Annotated in this window: 20 protein-coding genes; 16 read left to right on the forward strand and 4 right to left on the reverse strand. The window is 76.8% G+C overall.

Annotated features, from left to right (window positions below):
* The 9 genes from CSPHI_RS01190 to rfbA all read left to right on the forward strand — a co-directional run bounded on the left by CSPHI_RS01190 (window position 1) and on the right by rfbA (window position 7,930).
* Complete coding sequence (locus CSPHI_RS01190) at window positions 1–627, forward strand: histidine phosphatase family protein (protein WP_075691130.1); 627 nt, start codon at window positions 1–3, stop codon at window positions 625–627.
* Window positions 628–638: 11 nt separating this feature from the next.
* Window positions 639–1,247: a TlpA disulfide reductase family protein gene (locus tag CSPHI_RS01195; protein WP_425429731.1), complete on the forward strand. Its 609-nt coding sequence runs from the start codon at window positions 639–641 to the stop codon at window positions 1,245–1,247.
* Window positions 1,244–2,050, forward strand: a complete 807-nt coding sequence (locus CSPHI_RS01200; RefSeq protein ID WP_075691131.1) for a cytochrome c biogenesis CcdA family protein — start codon at window positions 1,244–1,246, stop codon at window positions 2,048–2,050. Before CSPHI_RS01195 ends, CSPHI_RS01200 begins: the two co-directional genes overlap by 4 nt.
* A 64-nt stretch (window positions 2,051–2,114) precedes the next feature.
* On the forward strand, window positions 2,115–3,752 hold the full coding sequence (gene resB / locus CSPHI_RS01205) for a cytochrome c biogenesis protein ResB (RefSeq protein ID WP_075691132.1): 1,638 nt from the start codon (window positions 2,115–2,117) through the stop codon (window positions 3,750–3,752).
* 120 nt (window positions 3,753–3,872) lie between these two features.
* Window positions 3,873–4,901 carry a c-type cytochrome biogenesis protein CcsB gene (gene ccsB / locus CSPHI_RS01210; protein ID WP_075693597.1) on the forward strand — a complete coding sequence of 343 codons (1,029 nt, stop codon included), beginning with the start codon at window positions 3,873–3,875 and terminating at the stop codon, window positions 4,899–4,901.
* A complete protein-coding gene (locus CSPHI_RS01215; RefSeq protein WP_075691133.1) occupies window positions 4,901–5,272 on the forward strand; it encodes a hypothetical protein in 372 nt (123 codons plus the stop codon). The genes ccsB and CSPHI_RS01215 overlap by 1 nt, the downstream gene beginning before the upstream one ends.
* Window positions 5,273–5,378: 106 nt before the next feature.
* Window positions 5,379–6,386: a dTDP-glucose 4,6-dehydratase gene (rfbB, locus tag CSPHI_RS01220; RefSeq protein WP_075691134.1), complete on the forward strand. Its 1,008-nt coding sequence runs from the start codon at window positions 5,379–5,381 to the stop codon at window positions 6,384–6,386.
* Window positions 6,387–6,410: 24 nt separating this feature from the next.
* Window positions 6,411–7,058, forward strand: coding sequence for a dTDP-4-dehydrorhamnose 3,5-epimerase family protein (locus CSPHI_RS01225; protein WP_075691135.1), 648 nt, complete (start codon window positions 6,411–6,413; stop codon window positions 7,056–7,058).
* Window positions 7,055–7,930, forward strand: coding sequence for a glucose-1-phosphate thymidylyltransferase RfbA (gene rfbA / locus CSPHI_RS01230; RefSeq protein ID WP_075693599.1), 876 nt, complete (start codon window positions 7,055–7,057; stop codon window positions 7,928–7,930). Before CSPHI_RS01225 ends, rfbA begins: the two co-directional genes overlap by 4 nt.
* Here rfbA and CSPHI_RS01235 read toward each other — a convergent pair.
* The gene (locus CSPHI_RS01235; RefSeq protein WP_075691136.1) at window positions 7,927–8,208 is read right to left on the reverse strand and encodes a hypothetical protein; all 282 of its coding nucleotides are present in this window, start codon (window positions 8,206–8,208) and stop codon (window positions 7,927–7,929) included. The two genes, rfbA and CSPHI_RS01235, sit on opposite strands and share 4 nt — an antisense overlap.
* Window positions 8,209–8,250: 42 nt before the next feature.
* Here CSPHI_RS01235 and CSPHI_RS01240 point away from each other — a divergent pair, with 42 nt between their 5' ends.
* Window positions 8,251–8,595 carry a DUF4229 domain-containing protein gene (locus CSPHI_RS01240; RefSeq protein ID WP_075691137.1) on the forward strand — a complete coding sequence of 115 codons (345 nt, stop codon included), beginning with the start codon at window positions 8,251–8,253 and terminating at the stop codon, window positions 8,593–8,595.
* An 11-nt stretch (window positions 8,596–8,606) separates the two neighbouring features.
* Here the strand turns inward: CSPHI_RS01240 and CSPHI_RS01245 are convergent, their stop codons facing one another.
* Together CSPHI_RS01245 and menE are read right to left on the reverse strand one after the other, a co-directional pair.
* Entirely contained in the window at window positions 8,607–9,536 is a 930-nt protein-coding gene (locus CSPHI_RS01245; protein WP_075691138.1) for a 1,4-dihydroxy-2-naphthoate polyprenyltransferase, read from the reverse strand.
* On the reverse strand, window positions 9,526–10,710 hold the full coding sequence (menE, locus tag CSPHI_RS01250) for an o-succinylbenzoate--CoA ligase (protein ID WP_075691139.1): 1,185 nt from the start codon (window positions 10,708–10,710) through the stop codon (window positions 9,526–9,528). The genes CSPHI_RS01245 and menE overlap by 11 nt, the downstream gene beginning before the upstream one ends.
* Before the next feature lie 154 nt (window positions 10,711–10,864).
* On the opposite strand from menE, the gene CSPHI_RS01255 reads away from it, so the two are divergent.
* Window positions 10,865–11,743 carry a S1 family peptidase gene (locus CSPHI_RS01255; RefSeq protein WP_075691140.1) on the forward strand — a complete coding sequence of 293 codons (879 nt, stop codon included), beginning with the start codon at window positions 10,865–10,867 and terminating at the stop codon, window positions 11,741–11,743.
* A gap of 126 nt (window positions 11,744–11,869) precedes the next feature.
* Window positions 11,870–12,766 (forward strand): trypsin-like serine protease, encoded by an 897-nt coding sequence (locus tag CSPHI_RS01260; RefSeq protein WP_075691141.1) that lies wholly within the window; start codon window positions 11,870–11,872, stop codon window positions 12,764–12,766.
* Window positions 12,767–12,852: 86 nt separating this feature from the next.
* On the opposite strand, the gene CSPHI_RS01265 is transcribed toward CSPHI_RS01260, so the two are convergent.
* Window positions 12,853–13,800, reverse strand: coding sequence for a 1,4-dihydroxy-2-naphthoyl-CoA synthase (locus CSPHI_RS01265; RefSeq protein ID WP_084210168.1), 948 nt, complete (start codon window positions 13,798–13,800; stop codon window positions 12,853–12,855).
* Between the two features lie 37 nt (window positions 13,801–13,837).
* Here CSPHI_RS01265 and CSPHI_RS01270 point away from each other — a divergent pair, with 37 nt between their 5' ends.
* From CSPHI_RS01270 to CSPHI_RS01285, 4 genes are read left to right on the forward strand one after another with little or no spacing between them, the layout of a single operon-like run.
* Complete coding sequence (locus CSPHI_RS01270) at window positions 13,838–14,878, forward strand: o-succinylbenzoate synthase (RefSeq protein WP_084210169.1); 1,041 nt, start codon at window positions 13,838–13,840, stop codon at window positions 14,876–14,878.
* A 10-nt stretch (window positions 14,879–14,888) separates the two neighbouring features.
* On the forward strand, window positions 14,889–16,655 hold the full coding sequence (gene menD / locus CSPHI_RS01275) for a 2-succinyl-5-enolpyruvyl-6-hydroxy-3-cyclohexene-1-carboxylic-acid synthase (RefSeq protein WP_075691143.1): 1,767 nt from the start codon (window positions 14,889–14,891) through the stop codon (window positions 16,653–16,655).
* 3 nt (window positions 16,656–16,658) lie between these two features.
* The gene (locus tag CSPHI_RS01280) at window positions 16,659–17,198 is read left to right on the forward strand and encodes a DUF3592 domain-containing protein (protein ID WP_084210170.1); all 540 of its coding nucleotides are present in this window, start codon (window positions 16,659–16,661) and stop codon (window positions 17,196–17,198) included.
* A 48-nt stretch (window positions 17,199–17,246) separates the two neighbouring features.
* Window positions 17,247–18,434, forward strand: coding sequence for a glycosyltransferase family 4 protein (locus CSPHI_RS01285; RefSeq protein WP_075691144.1), 1,188 nt, complete (start codon window positions 17,247–17,249; stop codon window positions 18,432–18,434).
* The last annotated feature ends 9 nt before the right edge of the window (window positions 18,435–18,443 follow it).

The following is an 18,443-nucleotide window of genomic DNA, read 5'->3' on the forward strand; positions in this document are numbered from 1 at the left end:
ATGGCCGCCGGCGGGGACGCCCCGCGCACCATCGTGCACCTGGTCCGGCATGGCGAGGTGCACAACCCGGACCGGATCCTCTACGGCCGGCTGCCCGGGTACCGGCTCTCCGCCCGCGGCCGGGCGCAGGCGGCGGCCACCGCCGCCTCCTTCGCCGGGCACGACGTCGCCGCGCTCTACGTCTCCCCGATGCTGCGCACCCGGCAGACCGCCGAACCCATCGCCGAGGTCACCGGCTGCGCGCAGCGGGTGCGCGGGGACCTCATCGAGGCCGGCAACGACTTCGAGGGCCTGCACGTCCGGGGCCCGCGCTCCGATCTGTGGCACCCCCGGCACTGGCCGCTGCTGCGCCGCCCGGGTGTGCCCAGCTGGGGGGAGCCCTACACCGCGATCGCGGACCGGATCGGGGCGGTCATCGCCGAGGCCCGCGCCGCCGCGGCGGGCCGGGAGGCGGTGCTGGTCACCCACCAGCTGTGCGTGGTCGCCGCCGCCCGCCGCGCCCGGGGGCTGCGGCTGGCGCATAACCCGGCCCGGCGGCAGTGCGAGCTGGCCTCGGTGACCTCCCTGCTGTTCACCGGGGAGCGCCTGGACGGGGTCCGCTACGCCGAACCGGCCGCCGGGGTATAGGTTCGACCACCATGGACATGCGCACCCCCCTCGCCCTCGCCGCGGCGGCCGCCCTCGCCCTGGGCCTGGCCGGCTGCGGGGAGGACGCCACCGCCGGCCATGACGCGGTGGCCATCGGCGGCCAGTTCGAGTTCGTCTCCCCCGGGGGGCAGACGGTCATCGAGTACCCGCCCGCCGAACGCGCCCCGGTCGGCGAGGTCTACGGCCCCGACCTGCGCGATGAATCGGAGGAGATCCGGCTGGCCGACTTCGCCGGCCAGATCGTGGTGCTCAACGCCTGGGGCCAGTGGTGCGCCCCCTGCCGGGCGGAGAGCGATGATCTGCAGCGGGTGCACGAGTGGATGCGGGGGGAGGGCATCGGCACCGTGCTCGGCATCAACGTCCGCGATGACGTGATCACCGCCCCCCGGGACTTCATGGCCGATAACGGGCTGAGCTACCCCTCCATCTACGACCCGCCCTTCATCAACGCCGCCGCCCTCGGCGGGATCCCCGCCTCGGTGATCCCCACCACCGTGATCCTGGACCGGCGGCACCGCCCCGCGGCGGTGCTGCTCAAGGGCGTCGACGACCGGGAGCTCACCGAGCTGGTGCGGAAGATCGCCGCGGAGGAGCCGTGAGCGCCCTCGCCGCCGGCGGCGATCTCGGCGCCGCCTTCGCCGATGCCGCGGCCTCCGGGCCGCTGCTGCTGGCCCTGCTCGCCGCCGCCGCCGCCGGGCTGGTGTCCTTCGCCAGCCCCTGCGTCATCCCCCTGGTGCCCGGCTACGTCTCCTACCTCACCGGGATCGCCGGCGCCGCCGGCGCCGAGGACGCCCCGGGTGGCCGCCGCGCCGGGGCCCGGGTGCGCGCCGCCGGGGCCGCCGGGCTCTTCGTCGCCGGGTTCACCCTCGTCTTCGTGCTCGGCTCGGCCTCCGTGTTCGGCATGATCTCCGCACTGCGGGTCAGCCAGCGCGCGCTCACCCTCGGCGGCGGGGCGGTCACCATCGTGATGGGCCTGGCCTTCCTCGGCTTCATCCCCGCCCTGCAGCGCGACACCCGCCTGGCGCCCCGCAAACTCGCCACCTGGGTGGGCGCCCCGGTGCTCGGCGGGGTCTTCGCCCTGGGCTGGACGCCCTGCCTGGGGCCCACCCTGATGGGCATCATGAGCGTCGCCGCCGGCACCACCGGGTGGACCGCCGCCCGGGGGGTGGCGCTCATCATCGCCTACTGCGCCGGGCTCGGCCTGCCCTTCGTGCTGGTCGCCCTGGGCTCGGCCTCCGCGATGCGCGGGGTGGCCTGGCTGCGCCGGCACTCCCGGGCGATCCAGTTCGCCGGCGGGGCGATGCTCATCCTCATCGGCCTCGCCCTGCTCACCGGCACCTGGGACGGGTTCGTATCCTGGGTGCAGTCCCGGTTCATCAGCGACGCGGCCACCCCCATCTAGCCCCCGCCGACACCCCGCCCGGCGGGCGGGACCCGCACCCCTGACCGAGAAAGGCGCGACCCCCATGGCAGCCCCCACCCGAGCGAAGCTCATGCGCCCCGCGCGCGCGGCCTGGCGCTGGCTGACCTCCATGCGCACCGCCCTGATCCTGCTGTTCCTGCTGGCCTTCGCGGCGATCCCGGGGGCGCTGCTGCCGCAGCGCTCCCTGAACAAGGCCAAGGTCATCGAGTACCTGGCGAACAACGGGCGGATGGCCGAGATCTTCGACCGGCTGCAGCTGTTCGACGTGTTCTCCTCGGTGTGGTTCACCGCCATCTACGTGCTGCTCTTCGTCTCCCTGGTCGGCTGCATCCTGCCGCGCTCCGCCGAGCACTGGCGGGCGATGCGCACCCCGCCGGCCCGGGCCCCGCGCAACCTCGACCGGCTGCCGCTGCACGACGCCGGGGACCTCGACCGCGGCGTCGACGAGATCGCCGGGGAGGTGCTCGGCCGGCTGCGCGGCTGGCATGTCGCGGACACCCCCGCCGAGGACGACCGGGCCGGGTCCCGGTCCATCTCCGCCGAACGCGGCTACCTGCGCGAGGCCGGCAACCTGGTCTTCCACCTGGGCCTGGTGGCGCTGCTGGTCACCGTCGCCCTGGGCCGGCTGACCTACTACGAGGGCCAGGTGATCCGGATCACCGACACCGGGGCGGAGATCGCCGACGAGGCGGTCGCCGGGGCGGTCAACCAGCCCTTCTGCAACACCGCCGGGGCGAACTACGACTCGCTGCGCTACGGCAACCTCTTCGACGGCACCGGGCTGCACCCCTTCTGCGTGCAGGTGCGCGACTTCGTCGCCGACTACCTGCCCAACGGGCAGGCGAAGATGTTCCGCTCGGAGATCCGCTACGCCGGGGCGGCGGACATCCGCCGCCCGGTGGCGGAGTGGACCGAGGGCGAACTGGAGGTCAACCACCCGCTGCGCCTGGCCGGGGACCGGGTGTACCTGCAGGGCCACGGCTTCGCCCCCGCCTTCCGGGTGACCTGGCCGAACGGGGAGTCGCGCACCGGGATCGTGCAGTTCCGCCCGGATGACCCCACCTTCTTCCTCTCCTCCGGGGCGCTGCGCTTCGACCCGCCGCCCGGGATGTACCCGGACCTCTACGAGCGCCGGCAGCACCAGATCGCCATCGAGGGCCTCTTCGCGCCCACCGCCGCCTGGGGCGGGGAGACCGGGGAGCTGCTCAGCTCCGCCCATCCGCAGATGAAGGACCCGGCGGTGGCCATCGACGTCTACCGCGGCGACGCCGGCCTGGACAGCGGCCGCAACCAGGACCTGTTCAGCCTGGACCGCTCCCTGATGCACTCCGGGCAGCTGGAGAAGATCTCCCGGGTCAACCTCGCCGCCGGCGAATCCGTGGAGCTCGACGGGGGGCTGCGCCTGGAGTTCCTCGGCGCCAAGGAGTTCGTCAACCTGCAGGTGGCCCACGACCCCACCCAGGGGTTCGTGCTCGGCTCCGCGATGGCCATGCTCGCCGGGCTGGTGGTCTCCCTGGCGGTGAAGCGCCGCCGGCTGTGGGTGCGCCTGGTCGAGCTCGGCCCCGGCCGCACCCGGGTGGAGTTCGGCGGCCTGGCCCGCACCGACCGGGCCGGCTGGGGCGACGAGTTCGACGAGTTCGTCCGGGCCGTGCTGGGCCGCCCGGAGCCGGCGGAGGACTGAGCCCGGGCCACGCGGCCGGCCCCTCCCGGGGCGCCGGGTGGGCCCGCGCTTTGGGTTGGCTGAGCGGGCGGACTACCGTTGGCGGGGATCGCCGCCCACACCTTCACCTGCGGAGTGCATATGCCCGTCAACCACACGCTCGCGGATGCCTCGGACCTCGCGTTCAAGACCTCGTTCGTGGTCTACGCGGTGGCCCTGGTGCTCTTCATCGCCTTCTACACCCGGCAGAAGGCGGTGCTGGAGGCGCGCGCCGAGCTCGCCGAGGCCGGCGCCCGCCCGGATGCGCTGGTCCGGGTCGGCGGCGCCGCCGAGCCCCCGGCCCGGCCCGCCGGCCCCGTGGAGGGCCGCGGCACCGGCCCCGACGCCGCCGGGGTGGACCGCCGCGCGGCGACCGCCGACCGGCTCGGCGGCATCGCCGAGATGGCCATGTACCTGGGCGTGGCGGTGCACCTGGCCTCGGTGGTGCTGCGCGGGCTCTCCGCGCACCGCTTCCCCTGGGGCAACCTCTACGAGTACATCGCGATCTTCACGCTCATCGCCATGGTCGTCGCCGCCGGGGTGCTGCGCCGGCCGGAGCTGCGGGTGTTCTGGCCCTTCCTGATCACCCCGGTGCTGGGGCTGATGTTCTACGGCGGCACCAAGCTCTACGCCGCCTCCCAGCCGGTGCAGCCGGCGCTGCAGTCCTTCTGGTTCCCGATCCACGTCTCCACCGTCGTCGCCGGGGCCTCGATCTTCCTCATCTCCGGGGTCGCCTCGGTGCTCTACCTGGTGCGGATGCGCCAGCCCCGCGGCCGGGAGACCGGCCGGCTGGGCGCGCTGGCCCGCCCGCTGCCCAGCGCCCGCGCCCTGGACACCATCGCCTACCGCACCGCCATCTGGGCCTTCCCGATCTTCGGGCTCGGCGTCATCTTCGGCGCCATCTGGGCCGAGGCCGCCTGGGGCCGGTTCTGGGGCTGGGACCCGAAGGAGACGGTCTCCTTCGTCACCTGGATCCTCTACGCCGGCTACCTGCACGCCCGGGCCACCTCCGGCTGGCGCAACCACATGGCCGCCTGGGTCAACGTGGTCGCCTTCGCCACCATGGTGTTCAACCTGTTCTTCGTGAACATGGTGGTGTCCGGCCTGCACTCCTACGCGGGGCTGAACTGATGGGCCGGTCCACCTTCACCCTCGCCGCCTTCCTGATCGCCGTCGGGGTGCTGTTCACCCTGATGGCCCCCGGCGGGCTCGGCGAGCCCACCATCGGCCTCGGGGTGCTCTTCGCGCTCTCCGCGCTGCTGCCCGAGGAGTGGGTGCGCCACCTGGCCACCCGCGGCGCCCGGGTCGCCGCCACCGCGCTGCTCGCCCTCGGCGCGGTGCTCACCATCGTCGACTGGCGCCTGGGCTTCGGCCACGGCTGGGACGCGACCGCGGTGCTGCTCTTCTTCGGCGGGTTCCTGGTGCTGGTGCTGCACGTGGTCGTCGGCTGGCGGCTGCGGGAGACCGCGCCGCGGCCCCGCACCGCCGATGCCCGGCGCTGAACCGCCCCGGGCGGCGCCCGCCGCCCCCGGGTAGCCGCCCCGCCCGGGGGCGGGCGGCCCCGACGAGCCCGACGGGGGCGGGGCGCCCGGCCGATAGGGTGGGGGCATGCGCATCCTGGTCACCGGCGGAGCCGGCTTCATCGGCTCCAACTTCGTCCGCCGCACCCTGGCCACCCGGGACTCGGTCACCCCGGTGGTGCTCGACGCCTTCACCTACGCCGCGCACCCGGACAACCTGCGCGACGAGCGCGGGGCGGAGCTGTGCGAGGTCGTCCGCGGCGATGTGCGCGACGCCGAGCTGGTGGACCGGCTGGTCGCCCGGGTGGACGCGGTGGTGCACTTCGCCGCGGAATCCCACAACGACAACTCGCTGCTCGACGCCGACCCCTTCATCGGCACCAACATCACCGGCACCGTCACCGTGGCCCGGGCCTGCACCCGGCACGGGGTGCGGCTGCACCACGTCTCCACCGACGAGGTCTACGGGGACCTGGCCCTCGACGACCCGGCCCGGTTCACCCCGGAGACCCCCTACCGCCCGTCCAGCCCCTACTCGGCCTCCAAGGCGGCCGCGGACCATTTCGTGCGGGCCTGGGAGCGCTCCCACGGGCTGGCCGCGACCATCTCCAACTGCTCCAACAACTACGGGCCCCGGCAGCACCCGGAGAAGCTCATCCCCCGCCAGATCTGCGGGCTCATCGACGGCCGCCGGCCCCGGGTGTACGGGGACGGGGCGAATGTGCGCGACTGGATCCACGTCGACGACCACAATGACGCGGTGTGGGCGGTGCTCGACCGGGGCGAACCGGGGCGGACCTACCTCATCGGCGCCGAGGGCGAGCGCGCCAACGTCGACGTGGTCGGCGATCTGCTGGAGTGCTTCGGCCGGGACCGCGGCGACTTCGACCGGGTCACCGACCGGCCCGGCCACGACCGCCGCTACGCCATCGACCCGGCCTCCACCCGGGCCCTGGGCTGGGCGCCGCGGCACCCGGACCTGCGCGCCGGGCTGGCGGAGACGGTGGCCTGGTACCGGGCCCACGAGGACTGGTGGCGGCCCGCGGCCGCGGCCGCGGAGGCCCGCTACCGGCGCCGGGAGCGGACCCTGGGCTGAGCCGGCGGCCGGTACCCTGGGCCCATGAGCACCCGCGGCAGCTACCGGCCCCTGGACATCGACGGCGTCCACCTCTTCGAGCCCGTGATCCACGGCGACGCGCGCGGCTCCTTCCACGAGTGGTTCAAGGCCGACGCCTTCGCCGAGGCGCTGGGCCACCCGCTCATCCCGGAGCAGGCGAACATGAGCGTCTCCGCCGCCGGGGTGCTGCGCGGGCTGCACTACGCCGATGTGCCGCCCGGCCAGGCGAAGCTGGTGTGCTGCCCCGCCGGCCGGGTCGCCGACGTGGTGGTGGACCTGCGCCGCGGTTCGCCGACCTTCCTGGAGCATCTCGTGGTCGAACTCGACGACGTCGACCGCCGGGTGCTCTACCTGCCGGTGGGCGTCGGCCACGGCTTCGCCGCCCGGGCGGAGGGCTCGGTGGTGTGCTACCTGACCAGCGCCGCCTGGGACCCCGCCGCCGAGCACGCGGTGTCCATGGCCGACCCGGCGCTGGGCCTGGACCTGCCGGCGCTGCTGGAGGGCCGGGAGCCGATCCTCTCGGACAAGGACCGGGCCGCCCCCGCCCTGGCGGAGGTCCGGGAGTCGCTGCCGGACTACGCCGACTGCCGCGCCGCGGAGGCGGAGCTGCGGGACCTGTGGGCGGCGGCGAACGGGGAGGCCGGCCGATGAGGGGGATCATCCTGGCCGGGGGCACCGGCTCCCGGCTGCGCCCGATCACCGACGGGCTGAGCAAGCAGCTGGTGCCGGTCTACGACAAGCCGATGATCTACTACCCGCTGTCCACCCTGATGCTCGCCGGGATCCGGGAGATCCTGATCATCACCACCCCGGTGGACGCCGCCCAGTTCCGGCGGCTGCTCGGCGACGGCTCCCGCTTCGGGGTGCGGCTCAGCTACGCGGTGCAGGAGGCCCCCCGCGGGCTGGCGGAGGCCTTCCTGCTCGGCGCCGGGCACATCGGCGATGAGCCGGTGGCCCTGGTGCTCGGCGACAACATCTTCTACGGCCCGGGCCTGGGCACCCGGCTGCGCCGCTTCCGCGACGTCGACGGCGGCGCGATCTTCGCCTACCGGGTCGCCGACCCCTCCGCCTACGGGGTGGTGGACTTCGACGCCGAGGGCCGGGCCACCGCCATCCAGGAGAAGCCGACCCGGCCCCGCTCCGATTTCGCGGTGCCCGGGCTGTACTTCTACGGCCCGGACGTCGTGGACATCGCCGCGGGGCTGACCCCCTCGGCCCGGGGGGAGCTGGAGATCACCGACGTCAACCGGGCCTACCTGGAGCAGGGCCGGCTGCGGGTGGAGATCCTGCCCCGCGGCACCGCCTGGCTGGACACCGGCACCGTGGACACCCTGATGGCCGCCGGGGACTTCGTCCGGGCCATCGAGAGCCGGCAGGGGCTGAAGATCGGCTGCCCCGAGGAGGTCGCCTGGCGGATGGGCTACCTCGACGACGCGGAGCTGGCCGCCGCGGGCCGGGAGCTGCGCGCCTCCGGCTACGGCGATTACCTGCTCGGCCTGCTGGAGCGCGGTCGCGGGGCCTAGCCCCCGTCGCCGGCGGCCCCGCCCTCCCCGCGGCGGCGCTCCTGCTCCCGCTCGGCCCGGCGGCGGCGCTCGAAGGCCTCCTTCTCCAGCCGCCACAGGAAATCCTCGTCGTCGTCCGGGCCCCGCGGCGCGGGCGGCCGCGCCGGGCCGCGGCCCGGGATCGGCCGCGGCACCGGCACCCGGACCAGCCCGGACCGGCCCGCGGCACCGGGCCCGAAGGCCCGCCACAGCAGCACGATCGCCGCGATGATCAACACGATGATGAGCAGTCGACCCACCTGGCACCTCCTCGCCGGATCCAGGATACGTAGACTGGCCGCGTGAGCATCGACGCAGACCATTCCTCGGCGCCGGCCGGCGGCTCCCGCCGGGTGCGCGCCACCCGCGGCCGCGCGCTGCGGGACGTGTTCCGCTACGCCGTCGCCCGCCTGGTGCTGCTGGCCATCCTCACCGGGGTGCTGCTGGTGGTGTCCATGCTGATCGGCGCCGCGGTGCCGGTGCCGGTGCTGTTCGTGCTGGCCCTCATCATCGCCATGCCCGCCGCGGTGTTCGTGTTCCCGCGGATGCGCGCCGAGGCCAATGAGGGCATGGCCGAATGGGCCGAGCAGCGCCGGGCGCACCAGGCCTACGTGCGCGCCGAACTCGCCGAACGCGAACTGGAGTAGCCCCGCGCGGCTCAGGCCGGCAGCGGGAGCGCCTGGTGCAGCGCCGCCGCGGTGAGCAGCAGCGCCGACCAGGCGAGCATCGCCCGGCCCACCCCGCCGAGCACCGGGATGAGCGCCGCGCCGCCGGCGCCGCGCAGCACCGGCCGGGCCGCCCGGGCCAGCGCCGGGGCCACCGCCAGGCAGCCCAGCGCCCACCAGGTGCCCAGCACCGCCAGCACCGGGGCTGCGGCCAGCGGGGCGGCGGCGAGCACCGGCCACAGCCGGCGGGTGCCGGCGTCGCCGAGGGCCACCGCCAGGGTGCGTTTGCCGGCCGCGGCGTCGGAGGGGATGTCCCGCAGGTTGTTCACCAGGTTCACCGAGGCCGAGATCGCGCCCACCGCCACCGCGGCGACCAGACCCGCCGGGCTCACCCGGCCGGCCTGCACGAATTCGGTGCCGCAGACCGCGACCAGGCCGAAGAAGACGAACACCGCCGCCTCGCCGAGGCCCCGGTAGCCGTAGGGGCGGCGGCCCCCGGTGTAGAACCAGGCGGCGAGGATGCACACCGCGCCCAGCGGGATGAGCCACCAGGCCGCCAGCGCCGCCAGCGCGCACCCGGCCACCGCGGCGAGGCCGAAGGCGGCGAAGGCGGCGGCCTTCACCCGCCCCGGGGCGACCAGCCCGGAGCCGGTGATCCGCAGCGGCCCGGACCGGTCGTCGTCGGTGCCCCGGATGCCGTCGGAGTAGTCGTTGGCGTAGTTCACGCCGATGATGAGCGCCCAGGCGACGATCCCGGCGAGGACGGCCCGGCCGGGGCGGGCGCCGTCGCCGAGCATGGCGGCGGCGGTGCCGGCCAGGACGGGGGCGAAGGCGTTGGCCCAGGTGTGCGGGCGGGCGGCCTCCAGCCAGTCGGCTGCGGTGGCGGTGCGGGTTCCCTCGGTCACCGGCCCATCATCCCCCATCGGCGGCCGCGGCGAGCAGCCGGGCGACCGCGCGCCGGTCCACCTTGCCCGAGGCGAGGGTCGGCAGCGCCGCGGCGGCGGCGAGCACCCGGGGCCGGGCGTGCCGGCCCAGCCGGGCCGCGGCGGCGGCGATCGACGCGGCCAGCGCCGGATCCACCCGGCCGCCGGCGGCCCGGGCCGGGTCCGCCGGCACCACCAGCGCCGCCACCGCCTGGCCCAGCCGGGCGTCCGGCACCCCGGCCACCGCCACCGCGGCCACCCCCTCGGCGGCGGCGATCGCCTCCTCGATCGCCCGGGGATGGTGCTTCAGCCCCCCGGAGAGGATCATGTCGTCGACCCGGCCGAGCACCCGCACCGCCCCATCGGCGCCGATCTCCCCGGCGTCGGCGGTGCGGAACACGCCCCCGCGCAGATCCGGCGAGTCGAGGTTCCGGTAGCCGCGGGCCACCATCGGCCCGGCCAGGGTCAGCCGGCCCTCCTCGACGGTGACCCGCACCCCGGCCAGGGGGCGGCCGTCGTAGACCACCCCGCCGCAGGTCTCCGAGGAGCCGTAGGTGGTCACCGCCGGGATCCCGGCGGTCCGGGCGGCGGCGAGCACCGCCGGGTCGGTGGCCTGCCCGCCGACCAGCACCGCGTCCAGCTCCGCCAACGCCGCCGCGGCCGCCGGCTCCGCCAGGGCGGCGGCCAGCTGCAGCGGCACCAGGGAGAGGTAGCGGCGGGGGCCGGCCATCGACCGGATCGCCGCGGCCAGCCGGGTCGGGTCGAAGCCGCCGGCCGGATCCAGCACCGCCGGGGCGTACCCGGCCCGGATGCTGCGCAGCAGCACCTGCAGCCCGGCGACGTGATCGGCGGGGGTGGCCAGCAGCCAGCGGCCCGGCCCGCCGAGCCGGGCGTGCGTGGCCTCCGCGCTGGCGGCGAGGTTCGCGCAGCCCAGCAGCGCCCCCTTCGGCGCCCCGGTGGACCCGGAGGTGCAGGCCACCACCGCGACATCGGCCGGGGCGGGCGCCCCGGCGCGCTGGGTGCGGCGCAGCAGCGCCGCCCGGTGCGGGTCCGCGGCGGGCACCGGCAGCACCGGGGCGCCGCCGGCCAGGGCCCGCTCCAGCCGGGGCAGCAGATCCAGCACCGCCGCCCCGCGCGGCATCGGCAGGGCCTCCAACGGCGCAGTCGACTCCATGGCCGGCCAGCCTACCGCCGGCGCCGCCCGCGGCGGTGCCCGGGCGGGCGGCGCCGGGGCCCCGGCGGGGGCGGCGGCGGGGGTGCGCCGATGGGGATCCGACTTAGGATAGGCCCGTCTTACCTACCGTGATCATTCCGAGGAAGGGACCCCCATGCTCCGTCGAACCACCTCCGCCGCCGCCGGCGCCGCACTCGCCGCGGCCCTCGCGGCGGGCGCCGCCGCCGAGGCCGGCGCCCTCGTCCTGGCCCCCTTCGCCCCCGCGGACGACGCCGCGGCGGCGGCCGTGGTGCGGCTGCAGCTGCCCGCCGGCGAGGAGGGCGCCTACGCCGAATGCACCGGCACCGCCGTCGGCGCGCGCTGGGTGCTCACCGCCCGGCACTGCGTCGAGGAGTCCCCGGTCGCCGCCGGGGCGGTGCTCATCGGCCAGGGCGCCGACGTCACCGTCGCCCGGGTCAACGACTGGGCCCTCGCCCCCGCCGGGGACCTCGCCCTGGTGCACGTCACCTCCGACCTGGGCGTGGCCGCGGTGCCGGTGTCCGGGGCGGCCCTCGCCGAGGGCGACCAGGTCCTCGGCTACGGCTGGTCCTCCCTCGGCCAGGGCGCGCTGGGCCGGCTGCCGCGCACCGGGCTCACCGTGCGCGACACCGGGGAGCAGGCCGACTACGGCGGGGACCTGGCCTACCTGACCAAGTCCGATTTCCCGGCCTCCCTGCAGGAGGGCGACTCCGGCGGGCCGATCCTCGCCGGGGGGGAGCTCGTCGGCGTGCTGTCCATGGGCGTGTCCTTCACCCCGCCGATCCCCCCGGAGCTCACCGGGCTCTACGTCCATGCCGCGGTGTCCACCCAGCTGGACTGGATCCGCTCCGTGCTGGCCACCGACCCGGCCGGCCCCGCCCCCGACGCCCCGGGCGTGCCCGGCGCCCCCGGCGGGTCCGGGTCCGCGGTGTTCCCGATGCCGCTGCCCGGCCTCGACGCCATCGCCGGATCCTTCGGCTCCCTCGGCTCCGACCGGCTGCTGCCTGCCCGCTGAGCCCCGGGGCCGGGCCCGCCCGGGCCCGGCCCCGCCCCACCCGCGCGTAACGCGTTAGGGTGGCCGACGATAGTCCCCGTGACCCGCCGCATCCGGCGGCACGCACCCCGAACGGAAGTTGACCGCATGCTCCGCAGAATCGCCGCCACCGCCGCGGCCGCCGCCGCCTCCCTCGCCCTCGCCGCCGCCCCCGCCGGCGCGCTGGCCTTCGCCGGCTGGGCCGAGGGCCCCGACGCCGACGCCGTGGTCCGGCTGCAGATCGCCACCGACCAGGAGGGCGCCTTCGCCCAGTGCACCGGCACCGCCGTGGCCCCGCAGTGGGTGCTCACCGCGCACCACTGCATCGAGGACTCCCCCTCCCCGGCCGGCGCGGTGCTGGTCGGCCAGGGCGCCGATGTGCGCACCCACATGATCAACGCCTGGCGCACCCCCGCCAGCGGGGATCTCGCCCTGGTGCACGTGACCACCCCGATGAACCTGGCGCACTACCCGGCCGTCTCCGGGGCGGTCGCCCCGCGCGGCGCCGCGGCCACCGTCTACGGCTGGTCCGGGCTGGGCCAGGGCGCCACCGGCGATCTGCCGGTCGCCCCGGCCACCGTCACCGGCTACCAGGACGAGCCCGAGTTCAACGACGGCGCGGCCTACATCACCCGCACCGAGCTGCCCACCCTGCTGCAGCAGGGCGACTCCGGCGGGCCGCTGTTCGTCGGCGGCAAGGTCGCCGGCGTGCTGTCCATGGCGATCACCGAGCTGCCCGCGGTGCCGCCGGTGCTCACCGGCTACTACCTGCACGCGCAGACCGCGCCGCAGGCCGGCTGGATCGCCTCGGTCATCGCGACCAACCCGACCGCCCCGGCCGCCCAGGTCGAGGTGCCGCCGGCCGGGTCCGCGATCATCCCGGTGCCGCTGCCCAGCATCAAGCAGTTCACCCCGGGCGGGCTGAACCCGGCGGACCACATCGGCGAACTGCCGGTGGGCCCCTCGGATCTCGTCGACGCGATCGGCGCCGCCCCCCGGGGCTGAGGCCCCGACCCCGCGCAGGACGGGGCCCCGCCGCCGGCCATGGGCCGGGGGCGGGGCCCCGTCGTCGGTTGCGCCCGCGGGCGGGGTCAGTAGTAGAAGGGGAAGTCCTCCCAGCGGGGTTCCCGCTTCTCCAGGAAGGCCTCCTTGCCTTCCACCGCCTCATCGGTCATGTACGCCAGCCGGGTGGCCTCCCCGGCGAAGACCTGCTGGCCCATCAGCCCGTCGTCGACCAGGTTGAAGGCGAATTTCAGCATCCGCTGCGCGGTCGGCGACTTGCCGTTGATCGCCCGCGCCCACTCCACCGCGACCTCCTCCAGCTCCGCGTGCTCGGCGACCTCGTTGACCGCGCCCATCCGGTGCATGGTCTCCGCGTCATAGGACCGGCCCAGGAAGAAGATCTCCCGGGCGAACTTCTGGCCCACCTGGCGGGCCAGGTAGGCCGAGCCGTAGCCGGCGTCGAAGCTGCCCACGTCCGCGTCGGTCTGCTTGAACCGGGCGTGCTGCCGGGAGGCGATGGTCAGATCGCAGACCACGTGCAGGGAATGGCCCCCGCCGGCGGCCCAGCCGCCGACCACGGCGATCACCACCTTCGGCATGGTGCGGATGAGCCGCTGCACCTCCAGGATGTGCAGCCGGCCGCCCTCCGCCTTCGCCCGGGCCGCGTCCACAGAGGACTCGTCGGCGGCGGCGACGTCGGCGTCGTGGGCGGTGGCGTACTGGTAGCCGGAGCGGCCCCGGATCCGCTGGTCCCCGCCGGAGCAGAAGGCCCAGCCGCCGTCCTTCGGGGAGGGCCCGTTGCCGGTGAGCAGCACCACGCCCACATCGGGGCTGCGCCGGGCGTGGTCGAGCACCCGGTGCAGCTCGTCGACGGTGTGCGGCCGGAAGGCGTTGCGCACCTCCGGGCGATCGAAGGCCACCCGGACGATCCCGTCGGCGCGGGAATCGCCGACATGGCGGTGGTAGGTGATGTCGGTGAGGTCCCCGAACCCGGGCACCTCGCGCCACTGGTCGGGGCGGAAGGGGTTGTCGCTCATGGACGCCAGGGTAGTTCCCGCGCCTATCCTGGCGGCCATGGACGGCCAGCCGCGAACCCCCGATCACCCCGACCCGCGCCCGGCGGCCCCCGCCCCCGGGGCGGAGGAGATCCTGGAGCGCGCCCGGGTGCTGCTGCTGCCGCTGCGCACCCGCTTCCGCGGGATCGAGGTCCGGGAGGTGCTGCTGGTCGAGGGCCCCGCCGGCTGGGCGGAGTTCTCCGCCTTCCCCGAGTACCCGCCGGCGGAGGCAGGCCGCTGGCTGGCCAGCTGCGTGGAGATGGGCTGGACCGGCCCGCCGCCGATGCTCCGGGAGCGGGTGCCGGTCAACGCCACCGTGCCCGCCGTGGCCCCCGGCGAGGTGCCGGAGGTGCTCGCCCGCTACCCGGGCTGCACCACGGTGAAGGTGAAGATCGCGGGGGAGAGCGGCCTCGCCGAGGACGTGGCGCGGGTCGCCGCGGTGCGCGCCGCCGCCCCGGGCGCGGCGGTGCGCTGCGACGCCAACGGCGCCTACGACGTCGCCGGGGCCCTCGCCGCGGCCCGGGCGCTCACCGCCGACGGCCCCCTGGACTACCTGGAGCAGCCCTGCGCCACGGTCGCCGAACTCGCCGAGGTGCGCCGCCGGGTGCGCGCCGCCGGGCTGCCGCTGCGGATCGCCGCCGACGAGTCGATCCGGCGCGCCGCCGACCCCTGGGCGGTGGTGCGGGCCCGCGCCGCCGACGCCGCGGTGGTCAAGGCCGCCCCCCTCGGCGGGCCCCGGGCGCTGGTGGCGCTGGCCGGGCGGCTCGCCGCGCGCGGGCTCACGGTCACCGTGTCCAGCGCCCTGGAATCGGCGGTGGGCATGTACGCCGGCCTGGCCGCGGCCGCGGCGCTGCCGGAGCCGGTGCCCGCGGGCCTGGCCACCGGCAGCCTCTACGCCGCCGACGTCGCCGCCCCCCGCGAGATCGTCGACGGCACCCTGGCGGCCGTCCCGGTGACCCCGGATCCGGACCGGCTGGCGGCGCTGGCCGCCCCGGCCGCGGTGCGGGACCGGTGGTTTTCCCGGGTGCGCGAATGCGTCGCCGCGGGCGCGCTGAACTAGCCTGAGCACCATGCCCGACACCACCAGCGCCCCGGCCGCGGTCGCCGCGGCGGTCATCGTCGACGAGCTCATCCGCGCCGGGGTGCGCGAGGCCGTGCTCTGCCCCGGCTCCCGCTCGGCGCCGCTGGCCCGCGAGCTCCTCCGCGCCGAGGCCGCCGGCCGGCTGCGGCTGCATGTGCGCCTCGACGAGCGCTCCGCGGCCTTCCTGGCGCTGGGCCTGGCCGCCGGCACCGGCCGGGTCACCCCGGTGCTCACCACCTCCGGTACCGCGGTGGCCAACCTCGCCCCGGCGATGGTGGAGGCCACCTTCTCCGCGATCCCGCTGCTGGCGCTCACCGCGGACCGGCCCGCCGGCCACCGGGGCACCGGGGCGAACCAGACCATCGTGCAGGACCGGCTCTTCGCCGACGCCTCCGCGGTGCACCGCGACGTCGACGCCACCGCCGGCCTGGACGCCGCCGGGCAGGCCCGGCTGCGCGCCCTGGTGGACCGGGTCGCCGCGGCGATGCGCGCCCCCGGCCTCGGCGGGGCCGGGCACCTCAACGTGCGCCTGGCGGAGCCGCTGGTGCCGGCGGCGGATCTGCCCGCGGCCATCGCCCCGGGCCGGCCCGGCGGGGCCACCTGGACCGAGGTGCGCCATCTGCAGCCCCCGGCCCGGCCGGCGGCCACCGCCACCGTGGACCTGAGCCGGCGCACCCTGGTCATCGCCGGGGCCGGGGCCCGGCCGGCGCCCGCCCTGGCCGGGGTGCCCACCATCGCCGAACCCGGGGCGCCGGCCCCGGACGTCCCCGTGCACCCGCTGGCCGCCGGGCTGCTCGGCGCCGGGCCGCTGCTCGGCGCCGCCGGGGTCGCCGACCCCCGCCCGGAGCAGCTCATCGTGCTCGGCCGGCCCACCCTGCACCGGCCGGTGGCGGCGCTGCTGGCGGACCCGGGCATCGACGTCACCGTGGTCACCGGCGGCGGGCTGCCCGGGATCGCGGACTACCCGGACGTCGCCGCCAACGCCCGGCGCACCACCGCCGCGGTCGAGGTGCGCGGAGAACCGGACCGGCGGTGGCTGCGCACCTGCGCCGCCGCCTCCGAGATCGCCGCCGAGGCGGTGCGCGACACCCTGGCGGCCGGCGCCGCCGCCCCCGGCGGGCTGCACGTCGCCGCCGCGGTGACCGACTCCCTGCGCACCGGGGATCTGCTGGTGCTCGGCTCCTCCTCCCCGGTGCGGGACTGCTCCCTGACCGGCCTGCCCTTCCCCGGGGTGGACGTGCACGCCGGCCGCGGCGCCGCCGGCATCGACGGCACCGTGGCCACCGCCGTCGGCCTGGCCCTGGCCCGGGACCGGGCGCACCCGCACGACACCCGGCCCCCGCGCACCCTGGCCCTGATGGGCGATCTCACCTTCCTGCACGACGCCGCCGGGCTGAACATCCCCGCCGGGGAGCCCCGGCCCGGCAACCTCACCATCGTGGTGGCCAACGACTCCGGCGGGGCGATCTTCGAGACCCTGGAGGCCGGGGCGCCGGGGCTGCGCGCCGGGTTCGAGCGGATCTTCGCCACCCCCCAGGACGTGGACATCGCCGCCCTGTGCACCGCCTACGGGGTGGCGCACCGGCGCCTCGACGATCTCGGCGAGCTGGTCGCCGAACTGCACCCGGACACCGACGTCGACGGCATCCGGGTGCTGGAGTTCCGCGCCGACCGGGCCGGCCGCCGCGATCTGCACGCCGAACTGGCCCGGCGCACCGGCGCCGGCGCCGCCGCGGCGGACGGGGCGGGGGAGTAGCCGATGGCCGCCGCCGCGCAGGACGCCCCCGCCCCCGACCCGGCCGCGCCCCGGCGGCGGCGCCGGCGGCGGCCGCGCGGCGGCGCCCGCCGGCCCCGGCTGGCCGTGCCCGGGGTGGACTGGCCCCGGCGGGCCCGCCAGCTCATCCTGCTGCTGCTGCTCGGGCTGGGGGTGTCCTGCACCGGGCTGGTCTTCGGCGCCTTCGCCGACGGCCGGGCCATCGAGGCGGACACCGGCCGGGCGGTGGCGGTGGTGCGCAGCGTCAGCCTGCTGCGCACCAGCGTGGAGTTCACCGACCACGAGGGCGAGTACCGCTCCCCGCCGACCGGGGTGCTCTTCCCGGTGGGCCTGGCCGAGGGCCAGCGGGTGCGGGTGGAGTTCGACCGCGCCGACCCGGACCGGGTGCGCGTCGCCGGCCGGCGGTGGACCCTGGCGGTGGTGCCGGCGGCCAGCGTGTTCGCCGCCGGGGCGGCGCTCGCCGCCGGGCCCTGGTGGTGGTCGGTGCGGGCCAGCCGGCGCGCCGCCGCCGGCGGAACGGGGTAGGGGCGCGCCCGACGCGCGGGATCGGCGCGGATGTGCCACCCTGGGCGCATGCGCGTGGCGATCGTGGCGGAGTCCTTCCTGCCGAACATCAACGGCGTGACCAATTCCGTGCTCCGGGTGCTCGACCACCTCGCCGAGCACGGCCACCGGGCGCTGGTGATCGCCCCCGGCGGCCGGGAGCACCAGGAGGAGATCCCCCGCTACCGGGGCTTCCGGATCGCCCGGGTGCCCACGGTGATGATGCCGCTCATCGACTCGCTGCCGATCGGGGTGCCCAATCCCACGCTCACCCGGGAGCTGCGCGCCTTCCGCCCCGATGTGGTGCACCTGGCCAGCCCCTTCGTGCTCGGCGGGGCCGGGGCGGTGGCCGCCCGGGCGCTGCGCATCCCCGCGGTGGCGGTGTACCAGACCGATGTCGCCGGCTTCGCCCACGACTACCGGCTCACCGCCCTGTCCGAGGCCGCCTGGGCGTGGACCCGCACCGTGCACAACCTGTGCGCCCGCACCCTGGCGCCCTCCAGCCCCACCGTGGCGGACCTCGCCGCGCACGGGGTGCGCCGGATCCACCGCTGGGGCCGGGGCGTGGATCTGGGGCGCTTCCACCCCGACCGCCGGGATCCGGCGCTGCGCGCCGCGTGGAGCCCGGCCGGTGCGCCGATCGTCGGCTACGTGGGCCGGCTGGCCGCGGAGAAGTCGGTGCACCGGCTGGCCGCCCTGGCCGGCCCGGCGGCCGCCGGCCGGCTGCGCCTGGTCATCGTCGGCGACGGCCCGGAGCGCGGGGAGCTGGCCCGCCGGCTGCCCGGGGCGGTGTTCACCGGGGAGCTGCGCGGCACGGCGCTCGCCGCGGCGATGGCCAGCCTGGACCTTTTCGTGCACACCGGCCGGCACGAGACCTTCTGCCAGACCGTGCAGGAGGCGCACGCCAGCGGGGTGCCGGTGATCGCCCCCGACGCCGGGGGCCCGCGGGACCTGGTGGCGCCGGGCGTGGACGGGGAGCTGCTCCCCGTCGACGGTTTCGAGGAGCACCTGCCCGCGGCGGTGGCCCGGTGGACCGCCCCGGCCGCGGGCGACCCCGCGGCCGCGGCGGCGCTGCGCCGGACCTGCCGGGCCGCGGTGGCCGGGCGCGGCTGGCCGGCGGTGTGCGCGGAACTGCTCGACCACTACGCCGCGGTGGCCGGGGCGGGCGCCCCCGCGGCGGCGGGCGCGCGCGCCGGGCGCCGGGGGGCCGCCGTGTAGCCTGGCCAG

Source organism: Corynebacterium sphenisci DSM 44792, from assembly GCF_001941505.1.
In the GTDB taxonomy this organism is placed as follows: domain Bacteria; phylum Actinomycetota; class Actinomycetes; order Mycobacteriales; family Mycobacteriaceae; genus Corynebacterium; species Corynebacterium sphenisci.

Coding starts and splice junctions, on each gene's coding strand:
- resB (WP_075691132.1), top strand. CDS start 2,115: ATGGCAGCCCCCACCCGAGCGAAGCTCATGCGCCCCGCGCGCGCGGCC.
- CSPHI_RS01280 (WP_084210170.1), top strand. CDS start 16,659: ATGGCCGCCGCCGCGCAGGACGCCCCCGCCCCCGACCCGGCCGCGCCC.
- CSPHI_RS01260 (WP_075691141.1), top strand. CDS start 11,870: ATGCTCCGCAGAATCGCCGCCACCGCCGCGGCCGCCGCCGCCTCCCTC.
- menD (WP_075691143.1), top strand. CDS start 14,889: ATGCCCGACACCACCAGCGCCCCGGCCGCGGTCGCCGCGGCGGTCATC.
- rfbA (WP_075693599.1), top strand. CDS start 7,055: ATGAGGGGGATCATCCTGGCCGGGGGCACCGGCTCCCGGCTGCGCCCG.
- rfbB (WP_075691134.1), top strand. CDS start 5,379: ATGCGCATCCTGGTCACCGGCGGAGCCGGCTTCATCGGCTCCAACTTC.
- CSPHI_RS01225 (WP_075691135.1), top strand. CDS start 6,411: ATGAGCACCCGCGGCAGCTACCGGCCCCTGGACATCGACGGCGTCCAC.
- CSPHI_RS01285 (WP_075691144.1), top strand. CDS start 17,247: ATGCGCGTGGCGATCGTGGCGGAGTCCTTCCTGCCGAACATCAACGGC.
- CSPHI_RS01190 (WP_075691130.1), top strand. CDS start 1: ATGGCCGCCGGCGGGGACGCCCCGCGCACCATCGTGCACCTGGTCCGG.
- CSPHI_RS01255 (WP_075691140.1), top strand. CDS start 10,865: ATGCTCCGTCGAACCACCTCCGCCGCCGCCGGCGCCGCACTCGCCGCG.
- ccsB (WP_075693597.1), top strand. CDS start 3,873: ATGCCCGTCAACCACACGCTCGCGGATGCCTCGGACCTCGCGTTCAAG.
- CSPHI_RS01265 (WP_084210168.1), bottom strand. CDS start 13,800: ATGAGCGACAACCCCTTCCGCCCCGACCAGTGGCGCGAGGTGCCCGGG.
- CSPHI_RS01195 (WP_425429731.1), top strand. CDS start 639: ATGGACATGCGCACCCCCCTCGCCCTCGCCGCGGCGGCCGCCCTCGCC.
- CSPHI_RS01270 (WP_084210169.1), top strand. CDS start 13,838: ATGGACGGCCAGCCGCGAACCCCCGATCACCCCGACCCGCGCCCGGCG.
- CSPHI_RS01215 (WP_075691133.1), top strand. CDS start 4,901: ATGGGCCGGTCCACCTTCACCCTCGCCGCCTTCCTGATCGCCGTCGGG.
- CSPHI_RS01245 (WP_075691138.1), bottom strand. CDS start 9,536: ATGGGGGATGATGGGCCGGTGACCGAGGGAACCCGCACCGCCACCGCA.
- menE (WP_075691139.1), bottom strand. CDS start 10,710: ATGGAGTCGACTGCGCCGTTGGAGGCCCTGCCGATGCCGCGCGGGGCG.